Source organism: Streptomyces sp. CNZ301, from assembly GCF_004217425.1.
The window spans coordinates 5014047-5033923 of sequence record NZ_SHLG01000001.1; the positions used below are offsets into that span (position 1 = coordinate 5014047).

Consider the following 19877-nt stretch of genomic DNA (forward strand, 5'->3'; position numbering starts at 1 on the left):
GCCTCACAGCCTGCCCGAGAAGCGTCCCGGGTTCAACGTCGGCCCGGGCCGCCCCGGTGGTCTCGCCTGTGCCCCGGTGCCCGACCGAACCGGCCTTCGCGGGGCGGGTCACGCCGTGGGACGGGATGGCTGACCGGCCGGGTCTCTCCACCAGACGAACGCTTCGGTGCTCGGCCGGCGTTCGCAGAACCGTTCCGAGGGCGACGCCGCCCGAAGCAGGCGGCGCAGGTCCGCCTCGAAGTCGTCGCGGCGCGCGCCGAAGAGATGTGGAGCGGAGAACGACATGGAGAACACCTCCGCGACGACGTCGTCGGAGGTGCGTTCCAGCGCCTGCCCGCCGGGAACGACGAGGCGCCGCGGGCCGGAGAATCCCGCCCTGGTGAACACGGCGGCCTCGTTGCCGGGTGTTCCCTGCGGCAGCAGGCCCCGGCCGGCTCGCCGGACCGGTCCCAGGTAGTCCCTGACCAGTTCCTCGACGGCGGACCGGGGAACCGCCGGGTGCGCAAGGCCCTCGACGCTCCGGGTCTCCGTCTTCAGGTCGGAGATGTGCACCAGCGCCCCGCCCGGCCGGAGCATGCCCTTGACGGTGGCCGCCACGGCATCACGGTCCATCCAGTGGAAGGACTGGCCGAACGTCGCGACGGTGAACGTGCCCAGTCCCGCGGGCAGTTCCTCGGCCCGGGCCCGTACCCACCGGACCTTCGCGGACAGTCCGCGCCCGGCGGCGTTCCGCGCGGCTTCGGCGATCATCCCGCTGTCCGGGTCGACGCCGACGGTTTCGCCGAACAGGTGCGCCAGGAGGAGAGCGAGGGTGCCCGGCCCGCACCCCACGTCGATGAGCCGGCCGCGTCCGTCGAGGTTCAGGGCATCGGCGAGAGCGTCCGCCAGCCCGGGCGCGTAGGGCAGCCTTCCCCGCTGGTAGTGGGCGGCCGTGCCGGAGAACAGCATCTCGTCCCACTCATGGTCGGTGGCCATGGCACCTGCCGTTCTTCCTCGTGTTCACATGCCGGCGCACGGTGCGTCCAGGTCCGTCAGGCCCTTCGAGGGGCGAGCCCGCTCCGGTGCGGCGGTGCGCCGAGCGTCAGCGAGAAGCGCTTCGCGGCACCGGCAACGGCCTGCCCGCACCGGGCGAGTGACGTCTCGTCGGTGAAGCTGCTCAGCGTGACGGCGCTCATGCCGCCGACGGCCGCTCCCGAGTGGTCGAAGACGGGAGCTCCGACGGCGACGACGCCCGTCTCGTTCTCCTCACGGTCCTCCGCGTAACCGCGTTCCCGCACGGCGGACAGTTCGCCGAGGAGCTTTTCCGGATCGGTGTGCGTGCGTTCCGTGCGCGCGGGCATCCCGGTGCGCTTGAGCAGGGTGAGCACCGTCTCGTCGGGCAGCGTGGCGAGCACGGATTTGCCCACGGAGGTGGAGTGCAGCGCGAGGCTCATGCCGACGCGCGAGGCCAGCCGGTAGGGCTTGTCGGCCTCCAACTTGGCCGCGTAGAGCGCCTCGTCGCCGCTGAGCAGCGCGAAGTGGACGGTCCAGTCCGTCTCCTCGCGCAGCGCCTCCAGCACCGGCCGGGCCTGGTCCGGCAGGTCGCCCTCGCGCTGGTGGCTGCCGACGAGGGCCAGGACGCGGGGCCCGCTCGCGTAGCTGCCGCGGCCGAGGGAGCGGGCGAAGCCGCGTTCGACGAGCGTCTGGAGGATGCGGTGGACGGTGGGCTTGGGCAGCGATGTGGCCTCGGAGATCTCCGCGACGCTCCGGTGATCGGCCAGGGCCTCCAGCACGTCGAGTGTCTTGTCCGCCGCTGTGCGGTGCCGGTCGCTGGCCATCGGCCCAGTCTAGGCAGCGGTGCGGTGCGGGGTTGTGCCTCGCGGAGCGGGCCCGGTGCTGCGAGGCGCCGGCCACCGGACGCACCGGTGAGCGCGGCGAGTTCGCCTTCGACGGGCCCGTGCGGGTTCACAGTCATGGAGGGCTGTGGCAGCATCACGGAACCCCGGGCCGGTTTCCGGAACACGATTCCGCCACGCAGAACGATGGCGTGGTGGTCTGCCGGTGTGCCGGTCCGTGGCGGCCAAGGCGGCAGGGACGGATGAATCGAGACGGCCATGTCCGAGGAACCACCACCCCCCACGACCACGAACCCCACCACACCCGCGTCCGGTCCCGCGGCCGGCTCCGCACCCGTGCCGGCGTCCAGAAGCATGCGGACCGACCGCGAGCTGCGGCGCGTCGTCAGCGCGTCGGTCATCGGCACCGCGCTCGAGTGGTACGACTTCTTCATCTACGGCACGGCCGTCGTGCTGGTCTTCAACGACCTGTTCTTCGTCCAGGACGACCCGGCCGCAGGAACGCTGATCGGTCTGGCGACCTTCGGAGTCGGCTTCGTCTTCCGCCCCGTGGGGGGCTTCCTCTTCGGAGCACTCGGCGACCGCATCGGAAGGCGCTCCACTCTCGTCCTGACCACGCTGGTCATGGGCCTGTCCACCGGATTCATCGGACTTCTGCCCCCGTACGCCTCGATCGGTGTGGCGGCGCCCGTGCTGCTCACGCTGATGCGGGTGTGCCAAGGGCTCGGCGCGGGCGCCGAGTTCGGCGGTGCCTCGACGCTGCTCGCCGAGCACGCCCCGGCCGGTAAGCGGGGGTTCTACGCCTCGTTCGCTCAGATGGGTGTGCAGGCAGGGCTCGTACTGGGGATGGTCGTCTTCCTGTTCGTCGGGATGCTTCCGGAAGCGAGCCGGCTGAGCTGGGGATGGCGGCTGCCGTTCCTGTTCAGCTTCGTACTGATCGGCGTCTCGCTCTACTTGCGGCTGCGCGTGGCCGAATCCCCTGTGTTCCAGCGGATGAAGGAGGACCGCAGCGTCGTGAAACTGCCGGTGCGGGAGGCGTTGCGCCGCTATCCGCGCAGCTTCCTGGTGGGCGTCGGCGCGCACATCTGCGACACCTCGGTCGTCTACATCTACGCCACCTTCTCCGTCTCCTATCTGACGGTGCAGGTCGAGCAGCCCAAGTGGGTCGCCCTGACCGGGGTGATCTCCTTCGGGCTGGTCGTGATCGCGCTTCAGCCGGTGTACGGCGCGCTGTCGGACCGGATCGGACGCAGGCCGCTCAACCTGTTCAGCGTCGTCTTCACCGGCCTGTTCGCGTACCCGTTCTTCCTGCTGCTCGACACCGGCGTGCCCGTCGTCATCTGGCTGGCGATGATCGTGGCCACCTCGCTTGGGCTGGCGCCGATGATCGCCGTCCAACCGGTCTTCTACGCCGAGCTGTTCGGGGCCCGCGTGCGCTACACCGGCTTCGCGGCCTCACGCGAGACGGGTGCCGCGCTCGCCGGGTTCTCGCCGTTCATCGCGGCGGCGCTGCTGGGATACGCGGACGGTGACCCGTGGCTCGTCGCGCTCTACATGGCGGCGACGGCGGCGATCTCCCTCGTGGCGTTCCTGTACTCCAAGGAGTCCCGGCTGACGGACGTCTCACTGGCCGAGCATGCTCCCGCGAGCCCTGGTGGAGCGGAGCCGAGCGCGCCGCCGTCCTGAACCGGAGGCCGGTCCTCGCAACAGCCGCTGAGGGAGCGTCAGGAGGCGCGGGCGCGCCGTCCCGCGCGCAGCAGCGCCGCCAGTACGGACCCCGCGAGCACCGCGACGAGCACACTGAACGCGATGCCCGCCGCCTGCAGCCCGACCAGATCGACCGCCAGGCCCACGCCGATCACGGGCAGGGACAGGGCGACATAGAGGACGACGAAGTACGTCGAGGCCACATTGGCGCGCCGGGCGACCGGAGCCTCGGCGTTGACGGCCGCCAGTCCGGCACGGAAGCTCATGCCCTGACCGAGCCCCGCGACGACGCCTCCGGCCACGAGAAGCGCGAACGACCGCGTGGCGAACCCCGCCGTCAGCAGTCCCATGCCGAGGACGAGCCCCGCACAGCCCAGCTGCTGGGACGCCCGGCCGAACCGTGGCACCAGCACGATCTGGCCGACCGCGGACGCAGCGAAAACCGTGAAGATCACCCCGCCTTCCAGTGCGAGGTCGTCCATCCCCAGCAGCTTCCCCATGAAGGACGGGGAGACGGCCGTGAAGAGTCCCAGCACCGCGAACCCCGCGAACCCCGCGATGCCCGCCCGTACGAAGGTGCCGCGCATCTCCTGCGGAACCCCGGGCTTCGTCACCCTCATCCGTGGACGCCGCACCACGCCTTCGACCGGTTCCGGCATGAACCACACTCCGGCGGCCACCAGCAGGAGCAGCACCAGGTGGACGGCGTACGGCAGCCGCAGCGGCTCCGGCGCGAACTCGGCGAGCACACCTGCCAGCAGCGGTCCGCTGCCCAGACCGCCCATCTGCACGACGGTTGCCACCAGGGTGCCCCGTCCGGTGTTCCTGCTGTCGGCCAGGTCGACGAGGGCAGCGGTGGCCGTACCGGTGAAGACACCCGCCGACAGGCCGGACAGCAGCCGTCCCACGAACAGGAGGCTCAGGTCCTCCGCGGCGAGGAAGACGACGGCGCTGAGCATCGCGAGGGCGAGCCCCGGCAGAAGCGTCCGGCGGCGCCCGATCTCGTCCGAGACATGGCCGACGAGCAGAAGTGCCGCCAGCACCCCGGCCGCGTACGTCGCGAAGACGACGGTGACCATCAGCGTGGAGAAGTGGAGCTCCCGCTGATAGAGCACGTACAGCGGGGTGGGCAGGGTCGTCCCCAGCATCGTCACCGTGAAGGCGGCCGCCACCAGCCAGAAGGCCACGGCGCGTGGCGCCGTGGGACGTTCGCGTGCTCCGCGTTCGTTGGTCTGTGCATCCATGCCGCTCATGTGCCCCTGCCACGACTCATGGATCCATGATCCGCTCCGGCGCCGGCGGAATCCGGAGTTTGCGGCAGGTCGGTGCGGCTACCCGGGCTCGAACTGACCGCCACAAGACGGGAACTCGGGGTGGGAACATCGTGTCCACGGTTGTGATCATCGTCCTTGCAGTGGCCCTCGCCGTAGTCGTCGCCGGTGTGCTCTTCACGAGCGCACGCAGACGCGGACTCGGCGGCGGCCTCCGGAATCGCTTCGGGCCCGAGTACGACCGCGTGCTCGCCCGCCACAACGGCGACACCAGGGCCGCGGACCGCGAGCTCGGCCAACGCGTACGCGAATACGGTTCGTTGGCCCCTCAGCCGCTCTCCCCTGAGCTGCGTGAGCACTACCTCGGCCGCTGGTCGGCAGCGCAGGAACGCTTCGTGGAGTCTCCGCAGCAGGCCCTCGCCGAGGTGCACGAACTGCTCGGCGGTCTGGCCCAGGCCCGGGGGTTCCCCGGGCCGGAACGCCGTGAGGCGCACGTCGACGCGCTGTCCGTCCATCACGCGTCCCACCTCGACGGCTACCGGCGGCTGAGCGCCGCCGCGACGAGCGGCACCGCCGGCACGGAGGAGATGCGGGAGGCGATGCTGCAAAGCCGCGCGTTCTTCGACGCGTTGGTGACCGAAAGGCCCGTGTACGCGGGGCACACCGGGCGCGGCGCACGCAGGCCGCGTGCACGCCGCCCGCTGACTGCCGGGGGCCCTGCCGGGGCACCTCGCGGATCGCTGTTCTCCACCCGTCGGCACACCAAGGGAAGTGAGGCCTCGTGACCTCTCACGAATTCACCGACCGTGGCTCTCGGGAGGGCGTGTCCGCCTCCGCTAGTCCCCCGCCTCCCCCGCCTGCCGCGCCTGCTCCGCCGGTTCGGCCGGATGTGGCCGCTGATCCGGGGTCGCGGGAGGGGACGCCGTCGTCGGCGAATCCGGCTGCGCCTCCGGTTCCGCCGGACGCGCCCGCGGACGCGGCGGCCGCGGGCGCGGGGCCGGGCCACGATTTCGTGCCGCCGAGGTCGGCGGAGCCTCACCGGCAGGCGCGGCCCGAGGAGCGGTGGGCGACGGAGGACGGCACGGTGCCGCTGCTGGACCGTGACGAGCGCGACCGCCTAACCGCCCGTCTGCACCATGCGGTCAGCGGGTTCGTGGAGGGGCCACGCCGCGCCGTGGAGGATGCCGACGGCGTCTTCGAAGAGGCCGCCCGTCACCTCGAGAACGCGCTGACGCATCGCCGACGCGTGCTGCGTGAGCCATGGCAGGGCGCGTCGCGTGCCGCCGGCCCCGAATCGGGAGCGGAGACCGAGGAACTGCGCCTCGCCCTGCGCCAGTACAAGGAGGCGACGGAGCGTCTGCTGCGGCTGTGAGCGAAGGCCCACATCGGGCCTCTGCCGTCGGGGCTTCTGCTGAATTCCGCTGCGGGCGCAGGGAGTTGAGAGCCGCTGGAGGCGGTGCACTCAAGGGCGCGGAGCTCGTCGCGCGCGGGACTCGCAAGACCGCGACTCGCAAAAAATGGGGGACTCGCGAGTGCGGAGGCCGGCTTTGCCGTCGGCCTCCGCACTCGTCCGACCGTCGGCCTCCGCGCTCGTCCTGCATGTGGTCCGCGAGCCGCGGCCTTCTCCGACCGCGTCAGCGGTTCGGCGCCTGCACTTCCGAGAGATCGATGTCGACGGGGAACGGGACCGTGACCTTGAGTTCGTCGTGGTACACGCCGGAGGGCGCGTAGGTGAGGGTGGCGGGTTCCAGCTCGAAGGTGTACACGACGGCGCGGCCCCCGTCGTTCTCCACGCGCCAGAAGTGGCGGATCCCCGCCGCGGCGTACTTGCGGTGCTTGGTCTCACGGTCCCGGTCCACCGAGTCCGGGGAGACGACCTCGGCGGCGAGGATCACGTCCTCGGGCCGGTAGGAAGTCTGCTCGGGTCCTGTAACGGCTTCTGCGTGCACCAGCATGATGTCCGGCTCCGGACGGTTGGCGCGGCCCAGCGTCACCGTCATCTCCCGGATCACTTCCACCTCCGGCGGAGCGCAGCGGAGAAAGTGCTTCTCCAGTACTCGGATCGCGCGCATGTGAAAGTAAGCTTGCGGACTCACGAAAACGAGGCTCCCGTCGATCAGCTCCGTGTGAGGAGGCAGATTCGGCAGCCGGTCGAGGTCTTCGGCCGTGTAACCCCCCTCCGGGGGACGGGGCCATTCGTACTCGGGCTCGGCACTCATCACTGCTCCCATGAGCCGCATCGTCGTCGACGTCTTCAGCGTACTCGCACGAATCGTGCGTGCTTCATGCGAAAGGGTGACGTCATCGCTGGTCGGAGGCGGTGACCCGGCCCAGCGCGCCCGATTCCAGGGCTGTCCAGGCCGCGCCGTCGGGGCCGACGGTGAGGCCGTGCGGTTCGCCGGCAGGGGTGGGAAATCCGGCCTCGGTGAGGGAGCCGTCGGGCGCGATTCGGCCGACGCGGTTGGCGCCCCACTCCGTGAACCAGCATGCTCCCGCCGCGTCCACGGCGACCGCGTGCGGGCGTGAGGACGCGTCCGGCAGCGGGAATTCCGTGAGGTCGCCCGAGACCGTGATCCGGCCGATCGCACCCGCTCCGATCTCCGCGAACCAGACCGTGCCACGCCGCGCGTCGGCGGCGATTCCCACCGGGGCCGCGCCCTTCGTCGGCAGCCGGAACGACGTGATCTCGCCTGCCGTGGTGATGCGGGCGACGGAGTCGGCCTGGTTCTGCGTGAACCAGAGTGCGCCGTCCGGTCCCGCGGTGATGACGGACGGGAAGGCCCCGGGCACGGGCAGCGGGAAGCCGGTCACTTCGCCGTCGACGGTGACGCGGCCGATCCGGTTCGCCGTGGTCTCGGTGAACCACAGCGCGCCGTCGGGGCCGGCGGTGATGCCGTACGGGCCCGACTCCGGTTCGGGCAGGGCGAATTGACGCAGACCGCCGTCCGTGCCGATACGGCCGATGCTGTGGTCCCGCGTGCGGCAGAACCACAGCGCGCCGTCGGGGCCGGGGGCGATGACGGTCGGGCCGCTGCCCGGGGCGCCCAGGTCGTGGAAGCTGAACTCGCGTGCGGGCAACTCCAGTCGGCCGATCGAGCCCGCGTGGACGAGGGTGAACCACAGCGCGCCGTCGGGGCCCGTGGTGATGCCGTACGGGCCCGCCCCCGCGTCCGCGCCGGCGGCAGGGAGGCCGATCTCCTCGACGGTGAGTCTCGTTCCGCTCATGCCGGTTCACTCCGTCCGTCGAGGGGTTTCAGTGCTGTCGGCGACTTCGCCGGTTCCGGTTCGTCCGGTGGCCGGCGCATCGGCTGACTTCTTCGGCGCCGGTTCTTCCGGGTGCTCACGTAGGCGGTGAGCAGGTCGCCGTACTCGGCCATCCGTTCCTCGGCGAGGTCCGACTCCAGCTCGCGCAGGCGTCGTTCCATGCGGCGCAGTCCGGCGAGCGCCTCGTCGATGAACTGCTGGACGGTGCGCGCCCCGGGCGGTACCGGGGTCTGCCCGAGGTGGCCGACGCCGCCGTGCGCACCGGCCGAGACGGTCACGGTGCCCTCGTCCGGCGGCTCCTGGCCGGCGATCAGCCGCAGCAGCGTGGACTTGCCGGAACCGTTGTCACCGACGACGGCCACGTGTTCGCCCGGGCTCACCGTGAGGGAGATTCCGTCGAGGACGGTGCGCCCGGCGTAGGAGTTCGTGACGTCCTTGAGCGTGAGCTGTGCGGTCAAGGCGGTGGACCTCCGGGGCGCGGTGCGGGGGACAGGGCGAGTGCGTCGGGGCGGTGTACGGCGCCCGGGCCTGGACTCGGTCCATCTCTGCTGCGCTCCTTCGGAGTTCTGCGGCGTGCCCGCGTCCGCGGATGCGGTGCGGGCACGGTGCGGTCGCGGTGCAGCCCCGGTACGGGCCGCGGTCCGTCCCCGGCCGTCCTTGGCGAATCGTTAACGCGACAATGTTGCGTTAGTGTGGAGCGTGGCACAGGGGGCCCGACGGTGCAACGCAATTCCAGGAGCAGGAGCCGCACTTGACGCGCGACGCCCGTGGCGAGGAAGAACGTCACCGCGTGCCGGGGAGCACGCGTCCCGGCGGACGCACGGCCCGGACCCGGGAAGCCGTGCGTGAGGCAACGCTCGCCGAGATCGCGGAGCGCGGCTACGACGCGCTGACGGTCGAGGGTGTGGCCGCCCGCGCGGGCGTGCACAGGGCCACCGTCCACCGCCGCTGGAGGAACGCCGCGGGGCTCGCCGCCGACGTCCTGGACCTCGCCTCGGCGGAAGGCTGGCCCGTCCCCGACACGGGGAGCATCAGAGGCGATCTGCGGGAGCTCACCTCGCTCGTGGTCACCCACTTCGAGGACCCCCGCGCCGGGTCGGTGTCGCGCGCCCTCGTCTCCGCCGCCGTCCACGACCCCGTGACCGCCCGGGCCCTGCACGGCTTCCTGACGGGCCGTCACCGCCAGGCGGCGCCGATCGTCGTGCGTGCGGTGGAGCGCGGGGAACTGCCCGAGGGCACGGACGCGGAAGAGGTCGTGCGCGCCGCGGTCGCCCCCCTGTACTACCGCCTGTTCATCTCGGGCGAGACGGCCGGCGCGGAGACGGCGGAGCGGGCCGCGGACGCCGCGCTGGCCGCGGCCGGTGCCGGGGTGTTCGTGCGGAGCGCGGGCGGATCCCCCGCCCGGGGCACCTCCGCGGGCTGACGAGGCTGACAAGGCTGACGAACGGGCTGACCGGCGGGCGGGCGGGCCGGCGGGCGGCCTGACGGGCGTTCACCGAGGGGAACCGCCCTGGTCGGAGTCGGAGGACCGTAGGGACGCCGGCAGATAGACGGCGTAGCCGTGGAAGCGGGAGGCGGAAGAGTCCGGTGCGAGCGGCTCCCGGCGCCATTCGCGGGCCACGGGATGCGGCCTGCCACCCCGCGGCACGACGACTGTCACCGCCGAACTGCGCGCCGCGGCCCGTACTCCGGCCGCCGTGATGCTGGCGTCGGGCCCGCCGGTCTGCCGCGACGAGCAGCGGGTGTAGAAGGACAGCTGCACGGAGTGGTCCCCGGAGATCACGCACGGCGGCCGCACACCCAGCTGGTGCAGCCGGGCCGCCGCGCGCGTGAAGTCCCGGTGCGAGGCGCGGACTTCGGCCGTGTTGTTCGACAGGACGGCGTACTGGACTGCCAGGTGCCCCGCGAGGGCCAGCGCGACGAGGCTCGTCGCGGCCGTGCGCAGCCGCCCGTGCCGGTCGGCCGCCAGCCACCACAGGAACCGGGCGACGGGCAGGGCGAGCAGCGCGTAGCTGGGCAGAAGGAAGCGCGGTGCCGCGTAGTCGATCAGGAAGAGATAGGGCACGGCGACGATCGCGGCCGTCGCGGCCGGCACCACGGCGGTGGCACGCCGGCGGCCCCAGGGCGTCACGAGGGTGCCTGCCACTGCCAGCAGCGGCAGGGCGAACCACCACAGTGCGGTGGCGGGATGCTGCCACGGGATGTCACAGGGACGGCAGAGCGTGCGCCCCGCCAGGCTGCGTACCTGATCGTCCGCTGCCATGTGCCAGCCCATTCCGCCCTGTATCTCGCTGGCGCGGTGCAGCCGCGCGGTCAGACCGCCGTACCGCACGTACGCCTCCACGATCCACTCCGCGGACCCCAGCGCGAACCCGGCGGCGAGGAGCGCGAGCAGTCCTGGCCTGCGCCACCGTCGTACGCAGAGAGCCGCGGCGCCGAGGGCGAGGCCGAGCCAGAGCCCGTCCGGCGGCCGCATGAGCGCCACGACCGCGACGGAGAGGACCAGGCCGACTCCCGCTCGGCGGTCGCCGCCGTCCCGGGCGAGGCGCACGAAGAAGCCCGTCGCGGCCAGTGCTCCGAAGGCGCTCCACAGGTTGGGCATCACCGACGGCCCGTAGTACAGCGTGATCCAAAGGCTCGCGAACAGGGCGCCCGCGGTGGCCAGGACGCGAGCCGGGAGCATGTCCCGCCACACCCACAGCGACGCGGAGAGCCCCGCCCCGGAGAGCAGCGCGAGATAGACCCGCAGGGCCGTGATGGAGGGGGTGAACGCCGCGACCGGTGCGGCGAGGAAGGAGATCCCGCGGGCGCGGGGCGCGCTGAAGAACGCCGCGGGCGCATGCCCGCTGACCTGGCTCGTGTAGACGGACTCGTCCCACCCCATCCCCGACCCGGGGACCACCAGCAGCAGCTGGGCGAGGACGAACGCCGCACCGACGCCGGCCAGCCACGGCAGCGGGCGCCCGCCCGGCACGGACCTTCGCAGGGGTATCGGGACGGTACGGGGGGCAAGGGCTTCGTGCATGTGGGACCTCGCGATCGGGCCGAGTCCCCCCTGCTGGCACCGGCCGCTCCGGCGGCCGTTCCCGCTTCCACCGGCTCCGGGACCGGCTCCGGCACCGGGCCCGGGAGTGGCAGTGCGCCCCGTGGGACGGCACGTGCCCGACGTCCCTCCCGGACCGGGCCGGGCCGATGCGGAGACGGTCCTCAACAGTGGCTAGACGCCCACCGGTTGCTTCGGCTCTCCGCCGCCCCCGCCGAGACCGCCGCCGCCGAGACCGTCGCCCTCGGCGCCGTCACCGTCGTCGTCCTCGCCCCGGTCGCGGTGCTCCTGCGGGACGCGGGACGCGGGAGCGGGCGTGCCCCTGGCGACCACCGTGCCGCCGGCGCCCGCCGCCTCGGGTGCGACGTTCAGTTCCGTCAGCATCTGCTTGCTGAAGCCGAAGAAGTACGTTGCGACGAAGCCCGCCAGATAGCCCGTCCCCATCCCGAGCGCGTACACGATCGCGATGGCGCCCAGCCCCTGATTGCCCTTGAGCAGGGGGAAGAGGGCCCAGCCGGACGGGCCGATGGCCGTGGACCCGACGGACGTGCCGAGCTGGTGGAAGAGCCCGACCGCGCCGCCGCCGACGGCGCCGCCGACACATGCGGTGATGAACGGCCGCCCCAGAGGCAGCGACACCCCGTAGATCAGGGGCTCGCCCACGCCCATCACACCTGCGGGAAGCGCGGACTTGATGGTCTTGCGGATGGAGGTGTTGCGACGCAGCCGCACGTAGACGGCGACCGCGGCCCCGACCTGACCCGCGCCCGCCATGGCCAGGACGGGAAGCAGGACCGTGAATCCGTCCTGCTCGATCAGCGTCGTGTGGATCGGGATGAGGGCCTGGTGCAGGCCGAGCATCACCAGCGGCAGGAAGAGCCCGCCGAGCACGAAGCCCGCGAGGGCTCCGCCGTGCAGGAGCAGCCAGTTGGCGAAGTGGCCGATGCCGGCGGAGACCAGGCCGCACACGTACATCAGCCCGAACAGCGTGACCAGCCCGGAGACGAGCACCGTGACGGTCGGAGTGACCAGCACGTCGACGGCCTCCGGCACGCGGCGCCGGCACCACTTCTCGACGTACACGGCGACCAGGGCCGCGAACAGCGCGCCCAGCACGCCGCCCTGGCCCGGTGCGAGCTTCGCCCCGAACGCCGAGACCTTCGCGACGTCCGCGAAGACGATCACGGCCGCGGCCGCGCCGCCGAGGACGGGCGTCCCGCCGAACTCCGCGGCCGTGTTGATGCCGACGAAGACCGCGATGAGTGACATGAAGCCGGTCGAGATCGCGGTCAGGGCGGGAACGATGCCGGCCGCCCACTGGGCGCTGCCGCTGCTGACCAGGTTCGTCAGGATGCCGTTGATGCCGGCGACGATGCCGCAGCCGATGAGCGCCGGGATGAGCGGGACGAAGATGTTGGCCACCCGGCGCAGCATCTGCTTCACCGGTGTGGCGTTCTTCCGTCTGCGGGCGGCCCGGATGGCAGAGCCCCGCTCGGCCAGCCCCTCGGCGGTGACGGCGGACTGCCCGCCGGCTGCCGCGTCGGCAGCGGCGGTGGCAGGCACCTCACCCGCCGCGTCGACGGCAGTGGCAGTCTCCTGACGGGCGATGGCCTGGAGTTCGGTGGTGACCCGGGCGACCTTCCCCGGGCCGAGCACGATCTGGTACGTGTCGTCGTCCTCGACGACCCCCACCACGTCCGGAAGCGCGCGCAGCGCGGAGTTCTGGACCAGTGAGCGGTCGGCCAGGCCGAGCCGCAGCCGGGTCATGCAGTGGGTGATGGAGACGACGTTCCGCGAGCCGCCCACGAGGGGCAGCAGCGCTTCGGCGATCTGGCGGTTCTTGTCTCTGCTCATCGGCGCGGTCGCTCTCTGGCTGTCCGGGGGGCCCGGAACGCGGTGCGGTCCAGCGCCCCGGCCGCTGCGGGCGGCGGCCGGACGCTTGGCACCACTGTCAGCCCTGGCCGCCCGCCGCGCGGAGCGCAGCTCGCAGGTGACCACCCGCGTTGTCGAGCAACCGGGCCGCCGTACGGCCGTCGACGCCCGCGAGAATGATCAGAATCGCGTTCTTCACCTCGTCGCCCGCTTGGGTGAGAGCGGCCTCGATGGCCTCGTCGCCGGCGCCGGTCGCGAGAGAGACGATGCGCCGCGAGCGTGCGCGCAGCTTCTCGTTGGAGGCGCGCAGGTCGACCATCAGGTTCCCGTAGGTCTTGCCCAGACGGATCATGGTGATCGTCGACAGCATGTTCAGGACGAGTTTCTGAGCCGTGCCGGCCTTCAGCCGGGTCGAGCCCGTCAGCAGTTCCGGCCCCACCACGACCTCGATGCGCAGATCGGCCGCGTCCCCGAGCGGCGAGTCCGCGTTGCAGGAGAAGCCGACCGTGAGCGCACCGTGCTTGCGCGCGTGCTCGACGGCGCCGACCGCATAGGGGGTGCGCCCCGACGCGGAGATGCCGACCACCGTGTCGTCGGCCGTCAGCCGCAGCGCGTCGAGGTCGGAGGCGGCGAGTTCCTTGCTGTCCTCGGCCCCTTCGACCGACCTGTTCAACGCGCCGGGCCCGCCGGCGATCAGCCCGACGACGTCGGACGGATCGGTGTTGAAGGTGGGCGGGCACTCGCTGGCGTCCAGTACGCCCATGCGGCCCGCGGTGCCGGCGCCGGCGTAGATGAGGCGGCCGCCGCGTGCCATCCGTTCGGCGGTGGCGTCGATCGCGGCCGCGATCCTCGGCAGCTGCTCGGCGACGGCTCCGGGCACGGTGGCGTCCTCACCCTGCATGATCCGGGCGATCTCCAGGGTGGGCAGCTGGTCGATCTCGGACAGGTCGCTGCGGAACGCCTCCGTGGTCAGCGTGTCCAGTTGTGCGCGCAGCTCGCTGTAGGAGGGGGGATTGTCGGCGGTGGAGGTCATGGGGAGGTGGCGCTCTCTCTGTGCTCGCGCGGACGGGGCGGACTGGGGTGCGGGTCGGGCTCGGGACTCGGCTCGGGCTAGGGCTTCGGCTAGGGCTTCGGCTCGGGTTGTGACTACGGCTGGGACCAAGACTCGGACCGGGACGCGGACAACGGGGGACGGACCCGGTTCGGACACGGAATCGGACCCGGAATCGGACCCGGACGGCGGGACCGTCGCGGGCCCGGACGGCCGCGCGCCCTCGCCGCTCGCGGCCGCTGCGGCGGGTGGGGCCGGAGACGCCGGCCCCGCCCGTTCGTACGTGTAGGCCCGCTCCGTGCGGGGACGGAACCAGCCCGGGCCGGGTCCGGGACTGGAACACGCGTGCCGTGTGCCGTACGGGTGCTGCGCACGTGCCCTCGCCGGACGGGGTCAGCGGGGCCGCGGCGAGTGCCGGTGCGCCAGCGCCTCGTACGAGGCGGAGAGCGCGGGGGCCGCGGTCTCGTACGTACGTTGCGCCACACCGATGAACAAGCAGTCGACGACGAGGAGTTGGCTCGTGCGGCTCGACATCGCGGCCGGCCTCAGCTCGCTCTCACGGGCCGTCGACGTGGCCAGCACGTGGTCCGCGTACTGCGCGATCTCGCCGTCCGAACGCCCGGTGACGGCGATCGTCGTCGCGCCCTGGTCGAAGGCGGCGCGGAGCGGTTCGATGACGTCGACCGTGCGACCGGAGTGGGTGATGGCTATCGCCACGTCGCCCGCCCCCAGCTGCACGGCCGTCGTCACGGCCAGGTGCGGGTCCGCCTCCGCGTGCGCGACGTGACCGATGCGCAGCAGCTTCTGCGCGAGGTCCTTGCCGACGAGCGCCGAGGCCCCCACCCCGTACACGTCCACGCGGCGCGCGGCGACGAGGGCGTTGACGGCGGCCTCCAGCTGCACGGTGTCGAGGCCTGCCGCTGTGTCGGCCAGGGTCTGCCGCTCGTCGTGGGCGAGCTTGGCGACGACGTCGGCGATCGGATCGTCGACGGCGATGTCGGCGGTCACCGACGGCGCGGCGCCGGACTCCTGCTGCGCGGCGAGACCCGCGAGCGCGAGACGCAGATCGCGGTATCCCGGGAAGCCGAGCAGACGGGAGGTCCGCACGACGGTGGCTTCGCTCGTGCCGGTCCGTTCGGCGAGGCCGGTGACGGTGAGCTGCGCGCACCCCGCGGGATCTGCGGCGACGGTCTCGGCGACGCGCTGCATGGAGCGCGTCATGGACGGAGCCATGGTGCGGACCTTGGCTGCGAGAGCGCCCGGTCCGGGCGGTCCGGGCCTGCCGGTGGGCGCGGGCCGGGCGGCGGGCTGGCCCGTGGCGCCGGAACCGGCCCCCCGCGGGCCGGCGGCGTGGTGGGCGCCCCCTGCGGAGCTGCCGCCGCTGGGTCTGCCGTGCGGTCTGCCGCCTCTGGCGAAACTTTCTTTCAGGTAGGTGGTCATCGGTGGAAGGTATTTTCCCGTCATGCCCAAGTCAAGGGTTGTGCACATCGGTTCACCACGCTTCCGTTGCCGCATCTTCGCGGGACCTCCGCCGGACCCCGCGTGATCATCACGGGCCGTGGACGAGGCCGGTCCTGGGCTCCCGCGAGAGCCCCCGGACCGGCCTCGGCGACGGCCGAGACCGTCGCACGGGCCTCCGCGTCTTTGGTGCAATGGAGACATGGACCAGCTTGAGCAGACACTTCACGCGGCCCGTGCCCTCGTACTCGCCGACCTCGAGGCGGGCAAGGTCGCTCAGGCGGATGTGGTCTCGCTCGTCGAGGAAGCGGTCTCCCACCGCAGGTGGTGGGTCGAGCAGTGGCCGGAGGGCATCGGGTTCGTGAACGGGCTGATAGCCCAGGACGTGCAGGACGCGTTGCTCGACCGGTACGGGCGCTGGCCGCTGTGCCCCGTGTGTCTCGGCTCCGACCCGCATGCGCTGGAGGTCGAACCGCCGCTTGGAGAGGACCCCCACTGGGTCTGCACCGAGACCGAGACCTCCGTCGCCAGGGTGGGAGCGCTGAACAAGTGGCTCTGAGCGGACGGACGTTCCCGCACGAGCCCGCTGCGTGCGAACCGGCCTCTCCGCGGCGCGGAACGCGGAACCGGCCCGCTCCCCGCAGGCGCGGGCAGGCGGTGACGCGGTGACCGTATACATAGATCCGCCCGTCTGGCCGGGCGGCGGGCGGCTGTGGTCGCACCTGGTCAGCGACGTCTCCTACGACGAACTGCACACCTTCGCGGCCGTCATCGGCTGCCCGCGCCAGGCCTTCGACCGCGACCACTACGACGTGCCGAGCGCCCGCTACACGGCGGCCGTGGCGGCCGGCGCCGTCGAGGTCGGCAGCAAGGAACTGGTGCGCCGGCTGACCGACGCGGGCCTCAGGCGCCCCAAGAGCCGGGGGCCGTCGAGGGGCACGTGACGCCGGGCCGCCGGCGGGACCGCCGCCGCAGCGTGAGCGAGGCGAGAGCCGTGGTGGCCACGGCCGCGGCCGCGAGTACGGCGCCCGTCCATGCCACTGCCTGGTAGCCCCATCCGGCGCTGATGACCAGGCCGCCCAGCCACGGGCCGAGGGTGTTGCCGATGTTGAAGGACGACGTCGTGGTGGCCCCCGCCAGCGTCGGCGCGGCATCGGCGACTTCGAACATGCGGGCGTTCAGTGCCGGAGCGGCCGTGAACGCCGCCACTCCCAGCAGTACCGCCAGCGCGACCGCCGCCACCGGGCTGCGGGCCAGGACCGCGAGCAGCGCCAGCGTGACGGCCGAGGCGGCGATGCCGCCGTACATCGTGCCGAACAGATGACCGTCGGCGATCCGCCCGCCGATGGCGGTGCCTATGAGCCCGCCGAGCCCGAAGAGGGCCAGCACGGTGGGGAGCCGGTTCTCGTCCATGCCGGCCACGTCCGTCAGGAGCGGGCCGAGGTACGAGAAGACGGCGAAGACTGCGGCGGCGTTGAGCGCGATCGTGACGACATTGAGCCATACCTGCCTGTCCGCGTAGATGCGCAGTTCGCGGCGGAGCCGCGGCTTCTGCGCACCCCTCCCGGGCTCCGTCCGCGGAACGAGCGCGACCACCCCGGCCAGGGCGATCGCCGACATCGCCGCCACCGCCCAGAACGCCGAGCGCCACCCCGCGTGCTGTCCGAGCAGCGAACCGGCGGGCACGCCGAGGATGTTGGCGATGCTGAGCCCGCCGATCATGACTGCCATGGCGCGGGCCCGGGCGTCCACCGGCACCAGCGACATCGCGACCGCGGCACCCACCGCCCAGAAGCCCGCGCAGGCGAGGGCGCTGACAACGCGGGAGGCGAAGAGCACCCCGTACGTGGGCGCGAGAGCACCGGCGACCTGGCCGAGGCCGAACGCTGTCAGCAGCGCGACCAGCGTCAGGCGGCGCGGAAGCCGCAGCGTGACGGCCGCGAGGAGCGGGGCACCCACGACCATCCCGACCGCGAAGGCGGACACCAGGAGCCCGGCCCTGGGAATGGAGACGTTCAGATCACGGGCGAGTGGCTGGAGCAGCCCGGCGAGCATGAACTCGGAGGTGCCCAGCGCGAAGACCGACAGCCCCAGAACGTGGACGCCCAGCGGCATGCGGCGCCGTGGCGCACGGGGGCCGGAGCGGCCGCGCGCGGGACGGGACGGACCGCGGCCGGACGCACTCGACGACGCGGAGCCGGGCGCACCGGATGGCGCGGTGGCGGGCGCGCCGGATGGCGCGGTGGCGGACGGCCCCGCGGGGCCCGGCCCGGCGTGGCCCGATCCGGGGTGGCCCGGTCCCTCGTGCGCCGGCTCGGCGTGTGCGGGGCCGGAACGGGGGTCCGTCACCTGTCGCGTCTCCGGCCCTGCCTGGGCACCGGCTGATTCGGGGGGCATGCCAGGCACGAACCACCGCGCGCCGCCTCGCATTCCGGGCCGGGGCGGGGCGGCGCACTTCAGGGGCACTGTTCTTCGGGCGTACGAGGGCGAGGCTTTCGGACGTACGGGGCGAGGAGCGGCGGGTTCTCGGGACGGGGTCGCAGGACGGGGCGGGCACCGCCCCGGCTCGCCTCGGAGGCCCGGACGCCCCGCACGCCCCCATGCCTCAGGGGGAGTCGGAAGGCATCAGGGGTGCCGGCCGAGGAGCGCCACCAGCCGGTCCTGCGGCACCGCGTCGTCCGGGACCGGTACGGGCGGGTCGAAGATCCCGCTCTCGTGCCAGCTCTCGGCCTGCGGTGCGACGTGCTCGTAGACCGCGTCGGCGAGTTCGTCCGGCATCCGCGACCGCACGCCGATGCCCTGCGCCAGGTCCCAGCCGTGCACGGCGAGGTCCGTCGTCATCTGCCAGCCGTACTCGCTCGCCGGTGTCTTGCCGCCGGTGACGTGCACACTCCCGCGGAGCGCCCCCTTCCGGTGGAACGCCGAGCGTGACGCGCTGCCGGCCTGCTCCCACATCGCCACCGGGGCGTCGCCGACCACGTCGCCGTCGAAGCGGTCGCCGACCTCGGCGAGCGTCTCGCCGTTCAGTAGGTGCGGGGCCCAAAGATGCTCGCCGACAAGGTGGTTGACCAGCTCCCGCACATTCCACTCGCTGCACGGGGTGGGGTCCTCCCACTGCCGTTCCCCGACCTCGTGGACGAGCCGGTCCCATTCCTTGAAGGCCGTCTCGAAGGCGTCGATCAGTTCCATGCGTCAATCGTGCGCCCGTTGCCCGGTTCGGCATCCCGGGTCACCCGTACGAGGGCGCGGCCGGGTGACGGCGGGCATTCCCGTGACGGGCAGGCGGAACGGCCTGACACGAGCCGGTGTGACGCAGATCTCACTGACAAATGTCATACGTGCGGATCCGCACGCACGTGTAGCGGGTGCCCTGCCCCACCGTGGCAGGACGCAACGCGCGGTCCACGGGCCGCGCGTGCTCGGGGGAGTGCCGGGGCGCCCGAGACGGGTGACATGGCCTGCCGTCATGCCGGCCGCGTCGCTGCCGGACACGACAGCCACGTGTCACCCGTCCGGCGTCCCGGCACCGCGTCCCGTGGTGCCGGGCACGTCCGCCCGTCCCACGTCCGCCCGTCCCACGTCGGCCGCACCGGCGCGTGCTGCCGCGCGGGCTCGACTTCCGGCTCAGCTCCCCTGCTTTCCCTGCTTCCCCTGCTTCTCGGGCTTCCCGGGCTTCTCGGCGCCCGAGCAGAGCCGGACCTCGGTCGAGTTCCTGGTACGCACCCCCGGCAGCCAGCCCTCGAACCGCTTGCCTCCGCCGCCCCGGCTGCCTTCTCGAAGCCGTCCAGGTCCACCAGCACGACGACACCGGCCTGCCGCACGGTCAACTGCCGCAGCAGACGCACCGTTTCGAGTTCCGCCGTCCGCCGTTCCACACCTCCGTCGTCCCACTGCGCGCCCGGCGGCGGCATCCCCGCTCTCGCCGCGCCGTTCCCGCCGCCGGTCCCGCCCCCGCTCTCGCCGGTGAACTCGACGTCCGCGACGAGCACTTGGCGCTTCTCCTTGCGCCAGGCGTCGCGGATCACGCTGAGGAGGCAGGAGAAGGCGTATGCCTAGGGCTCGGGGTGCGCGAGGAACTTCCCGGGTCTGGCGGCCAGTTTGAGATACACCTCGTGCACGGCGTCCTCCGCCGACTGCCGCGACCCTGCGAGCATGGCGGCACGCCGGTAGAGCCGGTGGAGCAGTCCGCAGAAGACGTCGTCGAACGACGGGTCGGGAGAGTGGGCGTCCTCGCCGGTGGCGGTGGAAGAAGTGACCACGTGGCCTGCGATTCTCTGTGAGTGGTCTCTTGGCGGATGTGAAGTCTGTCGACGTGCGGGCGCGGGTGCGGTGCCGGTGGTGGCGGGCGGTGCCGCCGGTGTGCCGCGCGTGGGCGG

General features: G+C 72.6%; 19 protein-coding genes. 6 read left to right on the top strand and 13 right to left on the bottom strand.

Features of this window, described 5'->3' with window-relative positions; translation table 11 throughout:
* Positions 1–108 precede the first annotated feature (108 nt).
* On the bottom strand, positions 109–975 hold the full coding sequence (locus EV375_RS21685; protein WP_130301063.1) for a class I SAM-dependent methyltransferase: 867 nt from the start codon (positions 973–975) through the stop codon (positions 109–111).
* A gap of 56 nt (positions 976–1031) precedes the next feature.
* Complete coding sequence (locus EV375_RS21690) at positions 1032–1817, bottom strand: IclR family transcriptional regulator (RefSeq protein WP_130301065.1); 786 nt, start codon at positions 1815–1817, stop codon at positions 1032–1034.
* Positions 1818–2189: 372 nt separating this feature from the next.
* Between EV375_RS21690 and EV375_RS21695 the strand changes: the two genes are divergently transcribed.
* Positions 2190–3521, top strand: coding sequence for an MFS transporter (locus EV375_RS21695; RefSeq protein WP_130301067.1), 1332 nt, complete (start codon positions 2190–2192; stop codon positions 3519–3521).
* A gap of 38 nt (positions 3522–3559) precedes the next feature.
* On the opposite strand, the gene EV375_RS21700 is transcribed toward EV375_RS21695, so the two are convergent.
* Positions 3560–4786 carry an MFS transporter gene (locus EV375_RS21700; protein ID WP_486588627.1) on the bottom strand — a complete coding sequence of 409 codons (1227 nt, stop codon included), beginning with the start codon at positions 4784–4786 and terminating at the stop codon, positions 3560–3562.
* 140 nt (positions 4787–4926) lie between these two features.
* On the opposite strand from EV375_RS21700, the gene EV375_RS21705 reads away from it, so the two are divergent.
* Positions 4927–5598, top strand: a complete 672-nt coding sequence (locus EV375_RS21705) for a hypothetical protein (protein ID WP_130301070.1) — start codon at positions 4927–4929, stop codon at positions 5596–5598.
* Positions 5599–5825: 227 nt separating this feature from the next.
* Positions 5826–6185 (top strand): hypothetical protein, encoded by a 360-nt coding sequence (locus EV375_RS21710; protein WP_130301072.1) that lies wholly within the window; start codon positions 5826–5828, stop codon positions 6183–6185.
* Positions 6186–6447: 262 nt separating this feature from the next.
* On the opposite strand, the gene EV375_RS21715 is transcribed toward EV375_RS21710, so the two are convergent.
* From EV375_RS21715 to EV375_RS21725, 3 genes are all read right to left on the bottom strand, one after another.
* Entirely contained in the window at positions 6448–7044 is a 597-nt protein-coding gene (locus EV375_RS21715) for a Uma2 family endonuclease (protein WP_207228207.1), read from the bottom strand.
* A gap of 70 nt (positions 7045–7114) precedes the next feature.
* Positions 7115–8038: a virginiamycin B lyase family protein gene (locus EV375_RS21720; protein WP_130301074.1), complete on the bottom strand. Its 924-nt coding sequence runs from the start codon at positions 8036–8038 to the stop codon at positions 7115–7117.
* Positions 8035–8535: an ATP-binding cassette domain-containing protein gene (locus tag EV375_RS21725; RefSeq protein ID WP_130301076.1), complete on the bottom strand. Its 501-nt coding sequence runs from the start codon at positions 8533–8535 to the stop codon at positions 8035–8037. The genes EV375_RS21720 and EV375_RS21725 overlap by 4 nt, the downstream gene beginning before the upstream one ends.
* Before the next feature lie 293 nt (positions 8536–8828).
* Between EV375_RS21725 and EV375_RS21730 the strand changes: the two genes are divergently transcribed.
* On the top strand, positions 8829–9500 hold the full coding sequence (locus EV375_RS21730; protein WP_486588628.1) for a TetR/AcrR family transcriptional regulator: 672 nt from the start codon (positions 8829–8831) through the stop codon (positions 9498–9500).
* 69 nt (positions 9501–9569) lie between these two features.
* Here EV375_RS21730 and EV375_RS21735 read toward each other — a convergent pair whose 3' ends face one another.
* The 4 genes from EV375_RS21735 to EV375_RS21750 all read right to left on the bottom strand — a co-directional run bounded on the left by EV375_RS21735 (position 9570) and on the right by EV375_RS21750 (position 15483).
* Positions 9570–11102: a hypothetical protein gene (locus EV375_RS21735; RefSeq protein WP_207228209.1), complete on the bottom strand. Its 1533-nt coding sequence runs from the start codon at positions 11100–11102 to the stop codon at positions 9570–9572.
* Positions 11103–11294: 192 nt separating this feature from the next.
* Positions 11295–12974: a PTS transporter subunit EIIC gene (locus tag EV375_RS21740; protein WP_207228211.1), complete on the bottom strand. Its 1680-nt coding sequence runs from the start codon at positions 12972–12974 to the stop codon at positions 11295–11297.
* 97 nt (positions 12975–13071) lie between these two features.
* Entirely contained in the window at positions 13072–14025 is a 954-nt protein-coding gene (gene murQ / locus EV375_RS21745; protein ID WP_130301078.1) for an N-acetylmuramic acid 6-phosphate etherase, read from the bottom strand.
* Between the two features lie 411 nt (positions 14026–14436).
* Positions 14437–15483, bottom strand: coding sequence for a MurR/RpiR family transcriptional regulator (locus EV375_RS21750; protein ID WP_130301080.1), 1047 nt, complete (start codon positions 15481–15483; stop codon positions 14437–14439).
* Positions 15484–15703: 220 nt separating this feature from the next.
* Between EV375_RS21750 and EV375_RS21755 the strand changes: the two genes are divergently transcribed.
* Complete coding sequence (locus tag EV375_RS21755; RefSeq protein ID WP_130301081.1) at positions 15704–16060, top strand: hypothetical protein; 357 nt, start codon at positions 15704–15706, stop codon at positions 16058–16060.
* A gap of 106 nt (positions 16061–16166) precedes the next feature.
* On the top strand, positions 16167–16445 hold the full coding sequence (locus tag EV375_RS21760) for a DUF4031 domain-containing protein (RefSeq protein WP_130301082.1): 279 nt from the start codon (positions 16167–16169) through the stop codon (positions 16443–16445).
* Here the strand turns inward: EV375_RS21760 and EV375_RS21765 are convergent.
* The 3 genes from EV375_RS21765 to EV375_RS29410 all read right to left on the bottom strand — a co-directional run bounded on the left by EV375_RS21765 (position 16405) and on the right by EV375_RS29410 (position 19760).
* Positions 16405–17616 (bottom strand): Cmx/CmrA family chloramphenicol efflux MFS transporter, encoded by a 1212-nt coding sequence (locus EV375_RS21765; RefSeq protein ID WP_165434791.1) that lies wholly within the window; start codon positions 17614–17616, stop codon positions 16405–16407. The genes EV375_RS21760 and EV375_RS21765 overlap by 41 nt on opposite strands.
* A 510-nt stretch (positions 17617–18126) precedes the next feature.
* Positions 18127–18690 carry a TIGR03086 family metal-binding protein gene (locus EV375_RS21770; protein ID WP_130301086.1) on the bottom strand — a complete coding sequence of 188 codons (564 nt, stop codon included), beginning with the start codon at positions 18688–18690 and terminating at the stop codon, positions 18127–18129.
* Positions 18691–19553: 863 nt separating this feature from the next.
* The gene (locus EV375_RS29410) at positions 19554–19760 is read right to left on the bottom strand and encodes a hypothetical protein (protein ID WP_207228213.1); all 207 of its coding nucleotides are present in this window, start codon (positions 19758–19760) and stop codon (positions 19554–19556) included.
* Positions 19761–19877 lie beyond the last annotated feature (117 nt).

Excerpts from the sequence above, each read along its gene's own strand:
- EV375_RS21695 (WP_130301067.1), top strand. The coding sequence starts at position 2,190 with ATGCGGACCGACCGCGAGCTGCGGCGCGTCGTCAGCGCGTCGGTCATC.
- EV375_RS21755 (WP_130301081.1), top strand. The coding sequence starts at position 15,704 with ATGGACCAGCTTGAGCAGACACTTCACGCGGCCCGTGCCCTCGTACTC.
- EV375_RS21735 (WP_207228209.1), bottom strand. The coding sequence starts at position 11,102 with ATGCACGAAGCCCTTGCCCCCCGTACCGTCCCGATACCCCTGCGAAGG.
- EV375_RS21715 (WP_207228207.1), bottom strand. The coding sequence starts at position 7,044 with ATGGGAGCAGTGATGAGTGCCGAGCCCGAGTACGAATGGCCCCGTCCC.
- EV375_RS21685 (WP_130301063.1), bottom strand. The coding sequence starts at position 975 with ATGGCCACCGACCATGAGTGGGACGAGATGCTGTTCTCCGGCACGGCC.
- EV375_RS21690 (WP_130301065.1), bottom strand. The coding sequence starts at position 1,817 with ATGGCCAGCGACCGGCACCGCACAGCGGCGGACAAGACACTCGACGTG.
- EV375_RS21765 (WP_165434791.1), bottom strand. The coding sequence starts at position 17,616 with ATGCCGCTGGGCGTCCACGTTCTGGGGCTGTCGGTCTTCGCGCTGGGC.
- EV375_RS21720 (WP_130301074.1), bottom strand. The coding sequence starts at position 8,038 with ATGAGCGGAACGAGACTCACCGTCGAGGAGATCGGCCTCCCTGCCGCC.
- EV375_RS21740 (WP_207228211.1), bottom strand. The coding sequence starts at position 12,974 with ATGAGCAGAGACAAGAACCGCCAGATCGCCGAAGCGCTGCTGCCCCTC.
- EV375_RS21750 (WP_130301080.1), bottom strand. The coding sequence starts at position 15,483 with ATGACCACCTACCTGAAAGAAAGTTTCGCCAGAGGCGGCAGACCGCAC.
- EV375_RS21770 (WP_130301086.1), bottom strand. The coding sequence starts at position 18,690 with ATGGAACTGATCGACGCCTTCGAGACGGCCTTCAAGGAATGGGACCGG.
- murQ (WP_130301078.1), bottom strand. The coding sequence starts at position 14,025 with ATGACCTCCACCGCCGACAATCCCCCCTCCTACAGCGAGCTGCGCGCA.
- EV375_RS21700 (WP_486588627.1), bottom strand. The coding sequence starts at position 4,786 with ATGGATGCACAGACCAACGAACGCGGAGCACGCGAACGTCCCACGGCG.